A 15,759-nucleotide genomic window follows, 5' to 3' on the forward strand; every position below is an offset into this window, starting at 1 on the left:
AATGATGAAATATTCTTTAGGCGCCATCCTTTATTACTGGCCGAAAGCGCAGGTGGAAGAGTTTTATCAGGCCGCCGCCGCAAGCAGCGCAGACATCATTTATCTGGGTGAAAATGTCTGTACCAAACGCCGTGAAATGAAGGTTAACGACTGGCTGGAGGTCGCGCGCCAGCTGGCAGCGACCGGCAAACAGGTGGTGATCTCCACGCTGGCCCTGTTGCAGGCACCGTCTGAACTCAATGAGCTGAAACGCTATGTCGAGAACGGCGAGTTTCTGCTGGAAGCCAACGATTTTGGCGCAGTGAATATGGCTGCTGAGCGCAATCTGCCGTTTGTGGTTGGCCATGCGCTGAACTGCTATAACGCCGTCACGCTAAAAATCCTGCAAAAACAAGGTATGGTGCGCTGGTGTATGCCGGTTGAGCTTTCCCGCGACTGGCTGGCGAACCTGCTGAACCAGTGTCAGGATCTGGGTATTCGCGATAAGTTTGAAGTGGAAGTGCTGTCTTACGGGCATCTGCCGCTGGCTTATTCGGCACGCTGTTTTACCGCGCGCTCAGAGAACAAAGCCAAGGATGAGTGCGAAACCTGCTGCATCGGGTATCCGCAGGGCCGCAAGGTGCTGTCACAGGAAAATCAGCAGGTGTTCGTGCTCAACGGTATTCAGACGCAAAGTGGCTATTGTTACAATCTCGGTAATGAACTGACCTCGATGCAGGGGCTGGTGGATATCGTCAGGCTGTCGCCGGAAAGCAGCGAAGCACTTGCCACGCTGGAGGCGTTTCGCCGCAATGAGCACGGATTAGCGCCGCTGACGCTGACCGATAAGGCTGACTGTAACGGTTACTGGCAGCGCGTCGCCGGACTGGAGCTGCGCCAGTAATTTCAGCCCGTGCGGAAAAGAAAAGGGATATGGCTTTGCGGCGATATCCCTTTTTTATCACGCTTTTTTATGTTTGCGCCTGAACATCGCCCGCAGGCGGACACCGTCGCGCAGCATGCCCACGGCAATGCCGGTGAAGGTGTAAAACGCGCACAGGATCAGCAGCATCAGAATATCGCCGCCCACGTCTTTGAACGGCAGCCCCATCTGATTCACCCCGGCAATCGCTTTGGTCGCCCACGTCGAAGGCAGCATAGAAGAGATGGCCCGAACCCATGCCGGCATTGCCTGTAAGGGCCAGATAGTGCCGGAGATGTAAAACACCGGCGTGGTCAAAAAAGCCAGCGTCAGGTAAATCAGTTCGACGCTGCGCAGACATTCCGTAACCAGTTTCCCCAGCCCTAAAACGGCCAACAGGAACGGGAAAGTCAGCAGCAGAATTTCCGGAATGCTGGCCGTTTGCCGGTAGCCTAATATCCACGGCCAAAGCACAAACAGCACGATCGATAAAAACAGCCAGACCGGGATCAGCGCCGAAATCCCGCCGAGAAATGCCGGGATCGTCGGTTTTCCGGAGGGAGCGCTGTTGAGCACAATACTGACGCGCACACTGGCAATCAGCAGGGAGTGTTGTAACAACATCACCAGCAGGCCGGGGAAAATGATTGCCGCAAAGCTGATGCCGGGGTTAAACAGATCCAGCGTCTGCCCCACCATCGGCGAGAGCACCACGCTGGCCTGACGCTCGCTGAAGCCGTTGCTCAACAACAGATCAGTGTTGTATTGGGTAAGGATCGCCTGATACGCCCCCAACACATCCTGCTGGATCTGCCCGTTTGCCAGTCGGTTGGTGGCATCGCCGTACACCGGAATAACGATATTTTGACCGGCAAGGATCTTCTTCTCCAGATCGACCGGCATGATGATCACGGCGAACAGTTTGCGCAGCGCAAGATCGTGCTCGGCATCCGCCAGATTTTCATAGTGCACCGTGGCGACTTTCGAGGTCGCGTCGAGCTGGCGGGTTAGCATCCGGCTGGCGGTACTGTGATCCTGATCGACGACGGCGACCGGCAAGTCCCACACCGTGCGGTTGGCGTAGACCATGCTCATCACGCACAGGGAGATCAGCAGCATCATCCACATCGGTTTATCAAGCAGGCCCGTCAGCACTTTGCTGAAAGTCCCCCACCAGGTCCTGAACCATTCGCGACGGGTCATTTTCCTGGCTCCTGTTGTTTCAGCCGCAGATATAAGCGTTTACGCACCAGAAGGCTGGTGACCAGCGGATAGATCAGCAGGATGGCGCAGACCATTAAAATACCGCGCACGGACACTTCACGCAGGAAGACGTCAAACATCGCGGCCAGGGCGTAACTGAGCGGTTCGATGCCGGAAATAATCCGCGCAGGCAAGGGCATCGAGAGCACCGGGACCGCCATACCGGAGAAGGTCAGCGCGATACTGACGAAAATCCCCATCATGGTGTAGGCCGTAATCGTGGTTTTGGTAAAGGTGAACAGCAACAGCCCGAGGCTTTGGGCGGCAATCACATAAAAGAAACCGATGAGCAGCATATATAACGGGTTACCGCTGACGCGCGCGTCAAAAAAGCCGACCAGCATGGCGATCTCGACCATCAGTAACGTGGTGAAACACAGCGTGTAAGGCGCGAGTTTGCCCAGCAGTGCCAGCGTAAACGACGGCGTGCTGATCAACGCCTGACTGCGCGCCATGACGTAAATCATGCAGGTGACGGTAAACAGTTGCAGCAGGTGAATGGTGGCAGCGAACTGCTGGTAATAAATGTAGCTGCCGCTGGCGTTGAACAGGCTGCCGTAGGACAAATCCACGCTCGCCAGCGACGGCAACGTTTTGCCGATTTCAGTCGCAACAATCGAACGGTAACGGGTATTGAGTTCAGTGATCAGCCCGCTAAAATCCTGCGTGGAATATAGACCGGCACCGTAGAACAAAGCGTTGTAGTACAGCACCGCACTCGGCTGTTTTCCGGCCAGCACATCCGCTTCGAAATTAACCGGAATATACAGCAACGCGTAATCCTGCGCGGTACGCAGGCGATATTCAGCTTCCTGCAATCCGCCACTGAAGGCCTGCACATGCGCATGGGAACCGGCGTCCAGTTTGCGGGTCAGGGTCTTCGACAGGCTGCTGTGATCGTTGTCGATGACCGACACCGGTAAGTTCAGCAGAGTGCCTTCAGAGAAATTGCTGCTGATGAGGCCAAACAGCAACAACGGGAAAATCCAGCATAGCCAGTGGATCACCGGCTTGCGGAATGCATGACTGACTTCACGGTTAAATGCCCGGCTAAAACAGCGCCATCCGGCTTTTATTCTTTCACTGCGCGGCGCTTTGACCCGCTTCACTTCGCCTTCCACTGCCACAGCGCACTCATGCCCTGCCGCAATCCGGGCACCGGTTTCGCAGGGTAAAGACGCACTTCAAAGGTTTTAAGATCGAAATCACCTGTCGCACGCGTGGCGCGTTTGGTTGCGTAATCACCGAGCGGTGCGATGTAGCGCACTTCGGCTTCGATCATCTGGTTGTTCAGCGCAGGCACGCGCATTTCTACTTTGTCGCCTTTGCGCACGCCGGCCAGAATATCTTCGCGCAAATTAAAGACGAAATAGGCGTCAGGCAGACGGACTAACGTCAGCAACGGGCTGTTCGCACTTTCCAGTTCGCCGACTTCCACCGGGATCGGCCCCACTTCACCATCGACCGGGGCTTTCACCTGCAAGTCATCGGTTTGCGCTTTGATTTCCAGTAAGTCTTCTTCCGCCTGACGCAGCTGCGCGGCATAGCTTTCGCGCTGTTCCACGCGGTCGCCGTTGACACCTTCATCAAGATTGGCTTTGGCGACGAGAACTTGTGCGTATGCGCTGTCACGGGCGCGACGGGAATCTTCTAAATCAGACGCTGAAATAAACCCTTTCGCCGCCACTTTGGCGTTGCGGTTGTAGAGATCGCGGGCGTTAACATATTCCGCCTGAGACTGTGCAAGGGTAGCTTTCAGGTTGCGGATGCTCTCTTCGCGGGTACCGTTAACGGAGAGATCGAGCTGGGCTTTTGCCTGATCGCGGGCAGCTTCGGCGGCGCGCAACTGCGCCATCATTTCCGGGCTGTCGAGGGTGATCAGTAGCTGACCGGCTTTGACATCGTCACCGCGTTCAACGTGACGTTCAATCACGCGACCTTTGGCTTTGGACGCGACAATGACTTCCGGCGCATCGACTTCGCCCTGCAGCAATAAGTCCTGATTGTTCGCACGGAACAACACGGCTAAAGAAACCGCCACGAAGACCAGCAGAAGGGTCAATAAAATTCGTTTACTCATGTGTTGCCTGATCCTTTTTTTTCTCGCCAGTGTTCTTCAGAGGCATTGGTTTTCCATTCCTTGAGTGTCCTTTCGCCGCGCTCTGTTTTCGGAGTGATCGATACATCACAGGAGGCGTTCAATCATAGCGGCGCTGACAGAGAGTTTTTAACACAAAACAACATATTGACTGAAACGATAAATTAAACGCAATTCATAGTCGTTACGCATGAGTTGGAGGATCAGGAAAGGCACAAATGCAGTATTCAATCCCCGGTGAATGGGTAATACTCGTTCTAATTATGAGCATTTTTAGCGGGCGAACTGCTTGTGTTTCGCCCATCAACGAGTGAGCCGTGACTATGTCTGATAAACACACCGTTCCCCTATCCGTGCTGGATTTAGCACCCGTTCCACAAGGTGCCGACGCTGCACAGGCCTTTAAATCTTCCCTCGATTTGGCACAACATGCTGAAAAATGGGGCTATCAACGTTACTGGATGGCTGAGCATCACAACATGACCGGCATCGCCAGTGCGGCGACGTCGGTGTTGCTGGGATACATTGCGGGCGGCACGAAAACGATTCGCGTCGGTTCCGGCGGGGTCATGCTGCCCAACCATTCCCCGCTGGTCATTGCCGAACAGTTCGGCACACTGGCGACGCTGTATCCGAACCGTGTCGATCTTGGTCTTGGCCGTGCGCCGGGTACCGATCAGCGCACAATGATTGCACTGCGCCGCCATCTCTCCGGTGAAGTCGATAATTTCCCGAAAGATGTGCAGGAATTACAGTTGTACTTCGGCGAAGTTCAGCCACAGCAGGCGGTGCAGGCCGTGCCGGGTCAGGGATTGCATGTGCCGATCTGGCTGCTGGGATCGAGCTTGTACAGCGCTCAGCTGGCCGCCGCACTGGGATTGCCTTTTGCCTTCGCCTCGCATTTTGCGCCGGATATGCTCTATCAGGCATTAGCCATCTACCGCAGTAAATTCCAGCCTTCTGCCCAGTTTGAAAAGCCGTATGCCATGGTGTGTATTAACGCGATTGGCGCTGATACGGATGAAGAAGCGCGCCGGATGTTTACCTCAAATCAGCAGCAGTTCATCAATTTGCGTCGCGGTATGCCGGGCAAACTGCCAGCACCCGTGGATAACATTGAAAGTCTGTGGTCCGCGTCAGAGCGCTTTGGGGTGGATAATGCGCTGCGTATGTCGGTCGTCGGCAATAAAGACACGCTGCGCCAGGGATTGCAGTCCATTCTGCGTGAGACACAAGCGGATGAACTGATGATTAACGGCCAGATTTTTGATCATCAGGCGCGTTTGCACTCCTTCGAGATTGTGGCCGGTTTACAGGATGATTTGGTAAAAGAACAGCGCATCAGTTAATCGCGTTCACAAATTTAAGACGAAAAAAAACCAGCCGGTTAAGGCTGGTTTTTTATTATCTGCACCTGAGTAAAACCAGGTGCGATAAATTATGCGTCAGTCGTGCGACGTGGTGCGCGGCTTGGCGGACGACGTTCGCCTGCAGCAGAAGAACCTTCACGACGATCGCCGCTGAAAGAACGTGGAGCGCCGTTACCACGACGTTCGCCACCTGCACCCGCAGGACGGTCACCGTTGAAAGGACGCGGAGCACCGTTACCACGACGCTCACCACCTGCACCGGCTGGACGTTCGCGACGCGCAGCCTGTGGCTGAGCATCACCCAGCAACTGCATGTTCATCGGTTTGTTCAGGATACGAGTACGGGTGAAATGAGACAGAATCTCGCCCGGCATACCTTTCGGCAGTTCGATAGTAGAGTGCGTACCGAACAGCTTGATGTTACCGATGTAACGGCTGCTGATGTCGCCTTCGTTAGCGATCGCGCCAACGATGTGACGAACTTCAACACCATCATCACGACCCACTTCGATGCGATACAGTTCCATTTCGCCAGCGTCACGACGCTCACGACGTGGGCTGTCGCCATCACGTGCAGGACGGTCGTTGCTGCGAGCCGGACGGTCACGACGATCGCCACGGTCACCGCGATCGCCACGTTCTTCAAATTCACGACGCGGTGGACGGCTTTTGAAGATTGGGTCAGCAGCAACAATCAGAGGACGTTCGCCCTGTGCCATTTTCAGCAGTGCAGCAGCCAGCGTTTCGATGTCCAGCTCTTCTGCAGGTTGCAGTTTAGCCAGTAATGCGCGGTACTGATCCAGATCGCTGCTTTCCAGTTGTTGCTGAACTTTTGCTGCGAACTTAGCAAGACGACGCTCGCCCAGGACATCAGCAGTAGGAATTTCAACTTCTGGAATGGTCAGCTTCATGGTGCGTTCAATGTTACGCAACAGGCGACGTTCACGGTTTTCGACGAACAGTAATGCGCGACCAGCACGGCCTGCACGACCGGTACGACCGATACGGTGAACGTAAGACTCAGAGTCCATCGGGATGTCATAGTTAACAACCAGGCTGATACGTTCTACATCCAGACCACGTGCTGCCACGTCGGTTGCGATAAGAATGTCCAGACGGCCATCTTTCAGACGCTCCAGGGTTTGCTCACGCAGCGCCTGGTTCATGTCGCCGTTCAGTGCAGCGCTGCTGTAGCCGCTACGTTCCAGAGCTTCGGCCACTTCAAGGGTCGCACTCTTAGTACGAACGAAGATGATGGCTGCATCAAAGTCTTCTGCTTCCAGGAAACGCACCAGGGCTTCGTTTTTACGCAGGCCGTGCACAGTCCAGTAGCTCTGGCTGATGTCCGGACGGGTAGTCACGCTTGACTGGATACGTACTTCCTGTGGATCTTTCATGAAGCGACGCGTAATGCGACGAATCGCTTCTGGCATGGTTGCAGAGAACAACGCGGTCTGATGTTCAGCCGGGATCTGCGCCATGATAGTTTCAACGTCTTCGATGAAGCCCATACGCAGCATTTCATCAGCTTCGTCCAGCACCAGACCGCTCAGGTTAGAGAGGTTCAGGGTGCCGCGTTTCAGGTGGTCCAGCAGGCGGCCCGGGGTACCCACAACAACTTGTGGACCTTGACGCAGTGCGCGCAGCTGAACGTCATAGCGCTGGCCGCCGTAAAGGGCAACCACATTCACGCCATGCATATGTTTAGAGAAATCGGTCATTGCTTCAGCAACCTGAACCGCCAGTTCGCGGGTCGGAGCCAGAACAAGAATTTGTGGTGCTTTCAGTGAAGCATCAATGTTGTGCAGCAAAGGTAAAGAGAATGCAGCAGTTTTACCGGAACCGGTCTGCGCCATACCCAGAACGTCGCGGCCACTCAGCAGGTGAGGAATACACTCAGCCTGGATTGGTGAAGGTTTTTCGTAGCCCAAATCAGTCAGGGCAGAAATGATCGGAGCAGACAGCCCCAGGTCAGCAAAAGAGGTTTCAAGCTCAGTAGTCATGTACACGTGCCTCATTAATAATGGCAGCCAGTCTACATAACTCGTCGAGAAAATTTTCAGTCATTTTCATTGAAAAGTGTGAACCGGCTCAAATTAGATTATAAAACGAACAAAGCAACCCTCGCCCGTTAAGGCGCTTAAAAATGGTAAAAACCATGATTAATCAGGCTGATTGGTGTCGTCAGCTATTGCTGGTCCGATTCTGATAGGTCGTCTTGCTCTTGGCCCAAAAGCGCCAATTCCAACAATGCATAGCGGTGCTCAACAAAGTTGTGAACGTTGTTAGCTACCGTCAGTTTGAACAGTGCCGCAGCGCTGTTCTTGTCCCCCAGACTTAGGTAGTGCTTACCTAAATAGAAGTCAGTTTCACTGAGATGCTCAGCGAGCGAAGTGTTATCCGTTGCTTCTGCCTTGAGGCGTTCCATCAGCGTAGATTCGCTGATTTTGCCCAAGTAGAATTCGACGATATTCCATCCCCATTGCCCTCTGTCCGCGTTGTCATAACGCTGTTGAAGCGCTACGTCGGCATCCTTTGGATTGATTTCTCGCTCCGCAAGATAAAGCCATAATGAACGGAAGGGATCATTTGGATCGTCTCGATAAAACGCCTGCAGATCATCCTGCGCTAACGAGAATCGGCCACCGTAATACAGGGCGATACCTCGGTTCAAACGCGCGTAGTTGTAAGTTGGATCAAGCTCTAGTACAGAATCAAACGCTTCATAGGCAGCATCGAAATTGCCTGCCTGCGTTAGGTAAATCCCAAGGTAGTTAAAAACTTCTGGCATATCAGGACGAACAGACAGCGCTTGTGAAAAATCATTACGCGCCAGTGCTCTTAGCCCGAGACTATCATACAGCACACCGCGCTCATATAATAGCTGTGCTCTCTCATCATCGGTTAATGACCGGCTGGCAAGAATTTGTTCCATGCGTGCCAGGATGACTTCCTGCTGCAACGTCGGCTGCAAAGGAATCGCCAGAACTTCATTTTTACGCCAATCATGGTTGCTGCATCCTGCCAACATAAGTGCTGTCGCAACATAACACCAGCGCAAGAAAGGCTTCATTTCTACTCCCGGAGACAAACATTGGATAGACGTCCTGTCATCCGCTTGCTTAACACAAACGCGTCCTACGCTCGTGATACGAACAGCTCCTCTCCAGATGGAAAGGAGCTGTAAAACTTCTGTTACAGATTATTCTGCGTCAGGTTGCTTAGTTGTATCGTCCTGAGTCGGTGCAGTGGCTTCTTTGATGCTCAAACGCACACGGCCCTGACGGTCAACTTCCAGTACCTTAACCGGTACTTCCTGACCCATTTGCAGGTAATCAGTCACTTTCTCTACACGCTTGTCAGCGATTTGAGAAATGTGAACCAGACCTTCTTTACCGCCGCCGATGGCAACAAACGCACCAAAGTCTACGATACGGGTCACTTTACCCTGATAGATACGGTCAACTTCGATTTCTGCAGTGATCTCTTCGATACGACGGATAGCGTATTTCGCTTTCTCGCCGTCGGTTGCTGCGATTTTCACAGTACCGTCATCTTCGATTTCAATGGTTGTACCCGTTTCTTCAGTCAGGGCACGGATCACAGAACCACCTTTACCGATCACGTCCTTGATTTTGTCCGGGCTGATCTTGATGGTGTGGATACGTGGAGCAAACTGAGAGATGTCGCCGCGCGGAGTGCTGATAGCCTGTTCCATTACGCCCAGAATGTGCAGACGCGCACCCTTAGCCTGGTTCAGAGCCACCTGCATGATTTCGCGGGTGATACCTTCAATTTTGATGTCCATCTGCAGCGCGGTGATACCATCGCGGCTACCGGCCACTTTGAAGTCCATGTCGCCCAGGTGATCTTCGTCACCCAGAATGTCAGACAGAACAACAAAGCTTTCGCCTTCTTTAACCAGACCCATTGCAATACCTGCAACAGCGGCTTTGATCGGCACACCTGCATCCATCAGGGCCAGAGATGCACCACAAACAGAAGCCATAGAAGATGAACCGTTAGATTCAGTAATTTCAGACACGACACGTACGGTGTACGGGAAGTCTTCTGGTTTTGGCATCATCGCCAGCACGCCGCGTTTCGCCAGGCGGCCGTGACCAATTTCACGACGTTTTGGTGAACCCACCATCCCGGTCTCACCAACGGAGTACGGAGGGAAGTTGTAGTGGAACAGGAAGCTGTCAGACTTCTCGCCCATCAGTTCATCCAGGTTTTGCGCATCACGGGCAGTACCCAGAGTGGCAGTAACCAGTGCCTGAGTTTCGCCACGCGTAAACAGCGCTGAACCGTGAGTACGTGGCAGAACGCCAGTACGAACGTCCAGACCGCGGATCATGTCTTTTTCGCGACCATCGATACGTGGCTCGCCACGCAGAACACGGCTACGCACCACATTCTTCTCAATGCTACCCAGCAGGTCAGAAATTTCGCCAGCGTCCAGCGCTTCATCTTCTGCTTGCAGGGTCTGAACCACTTCCGCTTTGATGACGTTGATCTGAGCGTAACGGTCTTGTTTATCAGTGATCAGGTAAGCATCACCTAAACGAGATTCTGCCAGCGCTGCAACGCGAGCGTGCAGCTCTGCGTTAACCACTTCTGGCTGCCAATCCCATTTCGCTTTACCGACTTCAGCAACCAGAGAGTTGATGTTATCGATAACGATTTGTTGTTGCTCGTGGCCGAACACCACAGCGCCCAGCATCTGGTCTTCGCTCAGAACGTCAGCTTCAGACTCAACCATCAGAACTGCGCCTTTAGTACCGGCAACGACCAGGTCAAGACTACTGGTTTTCAATTCATCTGCGGTTGGGTTCAGAACGTACTGATCGTTGATGTAACCCACGCGTGCTGAACCGATTGGGCCGCTGAAAGGAATACCAGACAGGCTCAGGGCAGCGGACGCACCGATCATCGCAACGATGTCAGGGTTTACTTGCGGGTTCAGGGAAACCACGGTCGCGATAACCTGAACTTCATTCAGGAAACCTTCCGGGAACAGTGGGCGAATTGGACGGTCGATCAGACGTGAAGTCAGTGTTTCGCCTTCGCTTGGACGGCCTTCACGACGGAAGAAGCTACCCGGGATACGACCAGCAGCATAAGTACGCTCCTGGTAGTTAACCGTCAGTGGGAAGAAACTCTGACCTGGTTTGGCTTTTTTCTGGCCAACAACGGTAACGAATACCGCGGTGTCGTCCATGCTAACCATCACGGCTGCAGTCGCCTGACGCGCCATCATGCCGGTTTCCAGCGTAACGGTGTGCTGGCCGTATTGGAATTTACGAATAGTCGGATTAAGCAATGTAATGTCCTTGATTGTGGCACGCAGCTGTTATGACAGCAGTTCACGCCGATAGATATCCGAGCTTCTCACTACATTCTCGCGACTAATGACAATCCTTATTGACCTGACAATGTGGCAATAAAGTCTCTCATTAGCCGCGCGAAAACATCTGTAACGGAAGTTCATGTTCTTAGAAAAACAGCAGAAACAACAGCCATACAGTACCCTGATTTGGTGTTGCTTCCTAGAATAAAGGGGCCTATTGGCCCCTTTACACTGAAACTCGCTTGATTAGCGACGCAGACCCAGACGTTCGATCAGGCTGGTGTAACGTGCTACATCTTTACCCTTCAGGTAGTCCAGCAGTTTACGACGCTGAGAAACCATACGCAGCAGACCACGACGGCTGTGGTGATCTTTTTTGTGCTCTGCAAAGTGACCTTGCAGATGGTTAATTTGAGCAGTCAGCAGAGCAACCTGAACTTCGGTAGAACCACTGTCGTTAGTGCCGCGACCAAAGTCGGAAACGATTTGAGCTTTAGCTTCAACGCTTAGAGACATAATTATACTCCAAAATATTATAGATAGTTTAAACGGGTGCCGATCTCTAATTCAGCTACCCAATGCATAAGCTGCACTATTCTACCCTTTGCTATATATGATCGCAAGGTGGGCAAAAAGCGCTTATTCGGCGTATTCGACGACTAAACGACGTGGCGCAATGCGGCCATCATCGTCAATTTCGCCAATGCCGATAAACTTATGTTCTTCACCTTCCGTAATGCGAACCAAGCCGCTCGTCGGTGCGCCCGATGCCTGAACAGGTTGACCCTGTTTAACGTATCCGGCCACCACAGGCAGCAAATTCACTTCCGGGAAGTCTTCGCATGCGCTGTCCATAGGCAGCAGCAACGGATCCAACAGCAAGCGTGGCTCGATGCCCTGCTCTTCTGCCTGAGCAATCAAATCATGGAGTTTTTCCATGGTGACCATGCGCTCAAGAGGATACGTAGCCACCTGCAAACGACGCAAATAAGTGACGTGTGCGCCACAACCCAATTTTTCACCTAAATCATCCACAATAGTGCGAATGTAAGTGCCTTTAGAGCAATGGATTTCCAGTTCAACCTCAACGCCTTCCCAGCGGATAAACTTCAGTTCATACACCGTAATACTGCGAGATTGACGGGGAACTTCGATACCCTGGCGTGCGTATTCATACAGCTTCTTGCCTTCGTATTTTAACGCAGAATACATAGAAGGAATTTGCTGGGTTTCCCCGCGGAAGCTATCGAGTGCGTCGTCGAGTTGCTGCGGCGTAAAGGTTATTTCACGTTCGGAAACGATCTCACCTTCAGCGTCAGACGTATCAGTGCGTTGGCCTAGGCGGGCAATGACCCGATAACGCTTGTCTGAATCCAGCAGAAAACGCGAGAACTTGGTCGCTTCACCTAAACACAATGGCAGCATGCCAGTTGCCAGAGGGTCGAGCGCACCGGTATGTCCTGCACGGTTCGCGTTGTAAAGGCGTTTCACCTTTTGCAGGGCATCGTTGGAAGACAAGCCGTAAGATTTGTCCAGTAGCAGAACGCCGTGAATATCACGGCCGCGGCGACGTGGGCGGCTCATTATGCTTCCTCGTCGTCGCCTGCAGCTGAACGACGTTCAGCATCATTCTTCACGACGTTAGTCACCAGGTTAGACATACGCATGCCTTCAACCAGGGAGTTATCGTAAGCAAAGGTCAGTTCCGGAACAACACGCAAACGCATCGCTTTACCGATCAGGGTACGAATGAAACCTGATGCATCCTGTAAGGCTCTGATGCCGTTTTTCACACGATCGGGATCGTGATTATCGGTGGTCAACACGTCGAGGAAGGTGACGAACACTTTGGCATAAGCCAGGTCACGTGACACTTCTACGCCGGACACGGTGGCCATGCCAACGCGTGGATCTTTGACTTCGCGCTGTAAAATAATCGCGATTTCTTTTTGCATCTCCTGAGAGACACGTTGAGTACGGCTAAATTCTTTTGCCATGATTCTTTCTCCACTTGCTCCAGACAAATAAGGGGGCGCAAGGCCCCCATCTGGATATCAGCTACTTCGCAAACGTTAAGCGATAGTACGTTTGATCTCGATGATTTCGAAGACTTCGATCACATCACCAGTACGCACATCGTTGTAGTTCTTAACGCCGATACCACATTCCATGCCGTTACGAACTTCAGCAACGTCATCTTTGAAGCGACGCAGGGATTCCAGCTCGCCTTCGTAGATCACCACGTTGTCACGCAGTACACGGATTGGGTTGTTACGTTTGATCATACCCTCAGTAACCATACAACCTGCAATTGCGCCAAATTTCGGTGACTTGAACACGTCACGAACTTCAGCCAGGCCGATGATTTGCTGTTTGTACTCTGGCGCCAACATACCGCTCATCGCCTGTTTGACTTCATCAATCAGGTTATAGATGACGGAGTAGTAACGCAGATCCAGGCTTTCGCTTTCTACGACGCGACGGGCAGAAGCATCCGCACGCACGTTGAAGCCCAGGATGATCGCACGGGAAGCGGCTGCCAGCGTTGCATCAGTCTCGGTGATACCACCGACACCCATACCTACGATTTTGACTTTCACTTCGTCGGTTGACAAGTTCTGCAGTGCATCGGAAATCGCTTCGCAAGAACCCTGTACGTCAGATTTCAGAACGATGTTCAGTTCAGAAACTTCACCTTCGGTCATGTTCGCAAACATGTTTTCCAGTTTAGATTTCTGCTGACGAGCCAGTTTCACTTCGCGGAATTTACCCTGACGATACAGAGCAACTTCACGAGCTTTCTTCTCATCACGAACAACAGTCACTTCATCACCCGCAGCCGGAACGCTGGACAGACCCAACACTTCGACAGGAATAGAAGGACCTGCGGACAGAATGTCACGTCCCAGTTCATCGCGCATCGCACGAACACGGCCGTATTCGAAGCCGCACAGAATGATATCGCCTTTATTCAGCGTACCTTCCTGAACCAGAACTGTTGCTACCGGGCCACGACCTTTGTCCAGGAAGGACTCAATCACAACACCACTTGCCATACCAGTACGTACCGCTTTCAGTTCCAGTACTTCAGCTTGCAGCAAGATGGCTTGCAGCAGATCGTCGATACCCGTACCGACTTTCGCAGAAACATGGATGAACTGAGATTCACCGCCCCACTCTTCCGGCATAACGCCGTACTGAGAAAGCTCGGTGCGAACGCGATCTGGATCAGCATCTGGCTTATCAATTTTGTTCACTGCAACCACGATTGGCACGCCAGCCGCTTTCGCATGCTGAACTGCTTCAATGGTCTGTGGCATCACGCCATCATCGGCTGAAACAACCAGAACCACGATGTCAGTTGCCTTGGCACCACGTGCACGCATTGAAGTAAACGCGGCGTGTCCCGGAGTATCCAGGAAGGTGATCATGCCGTTTTCTGTTTCAACGTGATAAGCACCGATGTGCTGAGTAATACCACCGGCTTCGCCCGCAGCAACTTTCGTTGAGCGAATGTAGTCAAGCAGGGAGGTTTTACCGTGGTCAACGTGACCCATGATGGTCACAACCGGAGCACGTGGCTCAGCGGCAGCTGAAGCACCGGTATCACGGTCGCTCATCAGCGCTTCTTCCAGCTCGTTCTCACGACGCAGGATAACTTTATGGCCCATTTCTTCAGCAACCAGTTGAGCAGTTTCCTGATCAATAACCTGGTTGATAGTAGCCATCGCACCCAGTTTCATCATCGTTTTGATGACCTGAGAGCCTTTAACTGCCATTTTGTTCGCCAGCTCAGCAACGGTAATGGTTTCACCCACAACAACGTCACGATTCACAGCAGCGACAGGCTTGTTGAAGCTCTGTTGCAGTGTGCTTGGCTTACGCTTGCCTTTACCATTACGGCCAACGGCACGTGCTTCTTCGCGATCCGCTTTAGATTCAGACAGTTTATTGCCTTTCTTCTGCTTGGTCGCTTTGCCACCGCGGGTACGGCTACGACGTTCGCCTTCAACTTTGGCGTCGTTTTCGTCTTCAGCTGCACGGGCGTGGGTAGAAGTGGTGACATGATAGTCAGCAGATTCTGATTCGCTTGGCGCGACAGTTTCAGTCCAGACACCTGAGTCAGCCATTTTACGGGCTTCCTCTGCGATGCGCTTGGCGTTTTCTTCAAGCTTACGCTGGGCTTCTTCTTCCGTTTTGCGTTTCAGCTCTGCGGCTTCAGCTTCACGGCGTGCTTTCTCTGCCTGAGCTGGTTTGGTTACTTCGTCAGTATGTTGATTCGTCACTTTATCTTTTTCCGCTGCATCACGCTTAGCTTTATCAGCGGCCTCACGTTTAGCTTGCTCTTCGGCGGCGCGTTTGGCTTTTTCCTGAGCTTCGCGCTGGGCTTGCTCTGCTGCTGCACGCTGTGCCTGTTCTTCCGCGTCACGCTTCGCCTGCTCTTCCGCTTCGGCCTGGGCAAGTTCTGCTTCGGTCATATCACGTTTAACATAAGTGCGTTTCTTGCGGACTTCGATTTGCACCGATTTACTCGTCCCGCCGGTGCTCGGAATATTCAGTGTACTACGCGTTTTGCGTTGTAACGTCAGTTTGTTTGTCGCACCAGCGTTTCCGCCATTTAGATGCGCCAACAATGTTTCTTTTTCCTGCTGGGTCACAGAGTCAGATTCGGACTTCGAGATCCCTGCATCAGCAAATTGCTGTACCAGGCGATCTACCGGGGTCTGAATCTCTGCCGCCAGCGATTTTACAGTTACATCTGTCATGCTGTTCC

13 protein-coding genes are annotated in these 15,759 nt (G+C 52.7%); 2 read left to right on the top strand and 11 right to left on the bottom strand.

What is annotated here, in order from left to right:
• The first annotated feature begins 4 nt into the window (after positions 1 to 4).
• Positions 5 to 883, top strand: a complete 879-nt coding sequence (locus tag ACQZQY_RS02540) for a U32 family peptidase (RefSeq protein ID WP_122096314.1) — start codon at positions 5 to 7, stop codon at positions 881 to 883.
• A gap of 57 nt (positions 884 to 940) precedes the next feature.
• On the opposite strand, the gene ACQZQY_RS02545 is transcribed toward ACQZQY_RS02540, so the two are convergent.
• Genes ACQZQY_RS02545 through ACQZQY_RS02555 form a run of 3 tightly spaced genes read right to left on the bottom strand, consistent with a single transcriptional unit; the run spans position 941 to position 4,244 of the window.
• Positions 941 to 2,104, bottom strand: coding sequence for an ABC transporter permease (locus ACQZQY_RS02545; RefSeq protein WP_122096271.1), 1,164 nt, complete (start codon positions 2,102 to 2,104; stop codon positions 941 to 943).
• Positions 2,101 to 3,273, bottom strand: a complete 1,173-nt coding sequence (locus ACQZQY_RS02550; protein ID WP_431297148.1) for an ABC transporter permease — start codon at positions 3,271 to 3,273, stop codon at positions 2,101 to 2,103. The genes ACQZQY_RS02545 and ACQZQY_RS02550 overlap by 4 nt, the downstream gene beginning before the upstream one ends.
• Complete coding sequence (locus tag ACQZQY_RS02555; protein WP_431296573.1) at positions 3,270 to 4,244, bottom strand: HlyD family secretion protein; 975 nt, start codon at positions 4,242 to 4,244, stop codon at positions 3,270 to 3,272. Before ACQZQY_RS02555 ends, ACQZQY_RS02550 begins: the two co-directional genes overlap by 4 nt.
• A 341-nt stretch (positions 4,245 to 4,585) precedes the next feature.
• Here ACQZQY_RS02555 and ACQZQY_RS02560 point away from each other — a divergent pair, with 341 nt between their 5' ends.
• The gene (locus ACQZQY_RS02560; protein ID WP_056782427.1) at positions 4,586 to 5,611 is read left to right on the top strand and encodes a luciferase-like monooxygenase; all 1,026 of its coding nucleotides are present in this window, start codon (positions 4,586 to 4,588) and stop codon (positions 5,609 to 5,611) included.
• 89 nt (positions 5,612 to 5,700) lie between these two features.
• On the opposite strand, the gene ACQZQY_RS02565 is transcribed toward ACQZQY_RS02560, so the two are convergent.
• The 8 genes from ACQZQY_RS02565 to infB form a co-directional block, all read right to left on the bottom strand.
• The gene (locus ACQZQY_RS02565) at positions 5,701 to 7,635 is read right to left on the bottom strand and encodes a DEAD/DEAH family ATP-dependent RNA helicase (protein WP_122096272.1); all 1,935 of its coding nucleotides are present in this window, start codon (positions 7,633 to 7,635) and stop codon (positions 5,701 to 5,703) included.
• On the bottom strand, positions 7,625 to 7,705 hold the full coding sequence (gene yrbN, locus ACQZQY_RS02570; RefSeq protein ID WP_096335046.1) for a protein YrbN: 81 nt from the start codon (positions 7,703 to 7,705) through the stop codon (positions 7,625 to 7,627). Before yrbN ends, ACQZQY_RS02565 begins: the two co-directional genes overlap by 11 nt.
• A gap of 115 nt (positions 7,706 to 7,820) precedes the next feature.
• Positions 7,821 to 8,705, bottom strand: coding sequence for a lipoprotein NlpI (nlpI, locus tag ACQZQY_RS02575; protein WP_431296574.1), 885 nt, complete (start codon positions 8,703 to 8,705; stop codon positions 7,821 to 7,823).
• Between the two features lie 129 nt (positions 8,706 to 8,834).
• Positions 8,835 to 10,958 (bottom strand): polyribonucleotide nucleotidyltransferase, encoded by a 2,124-nt coding sequence (pnp, locus tag ACQZQY_RS02580; RefSeq protein ID WP_056782430.1) that lies wholly within the window; start codon positions 10,956 to 10,958, stop codon positions 8,835 to 8,837.
• A 273-nt stretch (positions 10,959 to 11,231) separates the two neighbouring features.
• Positions 11,232 to 11,501, bottom strand: a complete 270-nt coding sequence (rpsO, locus tag ACQZQY_RS02585; protein ID WP_056782431.1) for a 30S ribosomal protein S15 — start codon at positions 11,499 to 11,501, stop codon at positions 11,232 to 11,234.
• Between the two features lie 123 nt (positions 11,502 to 11,624).
• Complete coding sequence (truB, locus tag ACQZQY_RS02590; protein WP_431296575.1) at positions 11,625 to 12,569, bottom strand: tRNA pseudouridine(55) synthase TruB; 945 nt, start codon at positions 12,567 to 12,569, stop codon at positions 11,625 to 11,627.
• Complete coding sequence (gene rbfA, locus ACQZQY_RS02595) at positions 12,569 to 12,982, bottom strand: 30S ribosome-binding factor RbfA (RefSeq protein ID WP_056782433.1); 414 nt, start codon at positions 12,980 to 12,982, stop codon at positions 12,569 to 12,571. The genes truB and rbfA overlap by 1 nt, the downstream gene beginning before the upstream one ends.
• A 75-nt stretch (positions 12,983 to 13,057) precedes the next feature.
• Entirely contained in the window at positions 13,058 to 15,751 is a 2,694-nt protein-coding gene (gene infB / locus ACQZQY_RS02600) for a translation initiation factor IF-2 (protein WP_056782434.1), read from the bottom strand.
• Positions 15,752 to 15,759: the final 8 nt, after the last annotated feature.

Origin of the sequence: Rahnella sp. PAMC25559, from assembly GCF_050632365.1 — a bacterium.
Lineage (GTDB): Bacteria > Pseudomonadota > Gammaproteobacteria > Enterobacterales > Enterobacteriaceae > Rahnella > Rahnella rivi.

Bases quoted from the DNA above. Each gene is read 5' to 3' on its own strand.
- yrbN (WP_096335046.1), bottom strand. From the start codon at position 7,705: ATGAAAATGACTGAAAATTTTCTCGACGAGTTATGTAGACTGGCTGCC.
- ACQZQY_RS02540 (WP_122096314.1), top strand. From the start codon at position 5: ATGAAATATTCTTTAGGCGCCATCCTTTATTACTGGCCGAAAGCGCAG.
- ACQZQY_RS02560 (WP_056782427.1), top strand. From the start codon at position 4,586: ATGTCTGATAAACACACCGTTCCCCTATCCGTGCTGGATTTAGCACCC.
- ACQZQY_RS02555 (WP_431296573.1), bottom strand. From the start codon at position 4,244: ATGAGTAAACGAATTTTATTGACCCTTCTGCTGGTCTTCGTGGCGGTT.
- ACQZQY_RS02545 (WP_122096271.1), bottom strand. From the start codon at position 2,104: ATGACCCGTCGCGAATGGTTCAGGACCTGGTGGGGGACTTTCAGCAAA.
- rbfA (WP_056782433.1), bottom strand. From the start codon at position 12,982: ATGGCAAAAGAATTTAGCCGTACTCAACGTGTCTCTCAGGAGATGCAA.
- truB (WP_431296575.1), bottom strand. From the start codon at position 12,569: ATGAGCCGCCCACGTCGCCGCGGCCGTGATATTCACGGCGTTCTGCTA.
- rpsO (WP_056782431.1), bottom strand. From the start codon at position 11,501: ATGTCTCTAAGCGTTGAAGCTAAAGCTCAAATCGTTTCCGACTTTGGT.
- ACQZQY_RS02565 (WP_122096272.1), bottom strand. From the start codon at position 7,635: ATGACTACTGAGCTTGAAACCTCTTTTGCTGACCTGGGGCTGTCTGCT.
- nlpI (WP_431296574.1), bottom strand. From the start codon at position 8,705: ATGAAGCCTTTCTTGCGCTGGTGTTATGTTGCGACAGCACTTATGTTG.
- infB (WP_056782434.1), bottom strand. From the start codon at position 15,751: ATGACAGATGTAACTGTAAAATCGCTGGCGGCAGAGATTCAGACCCCG.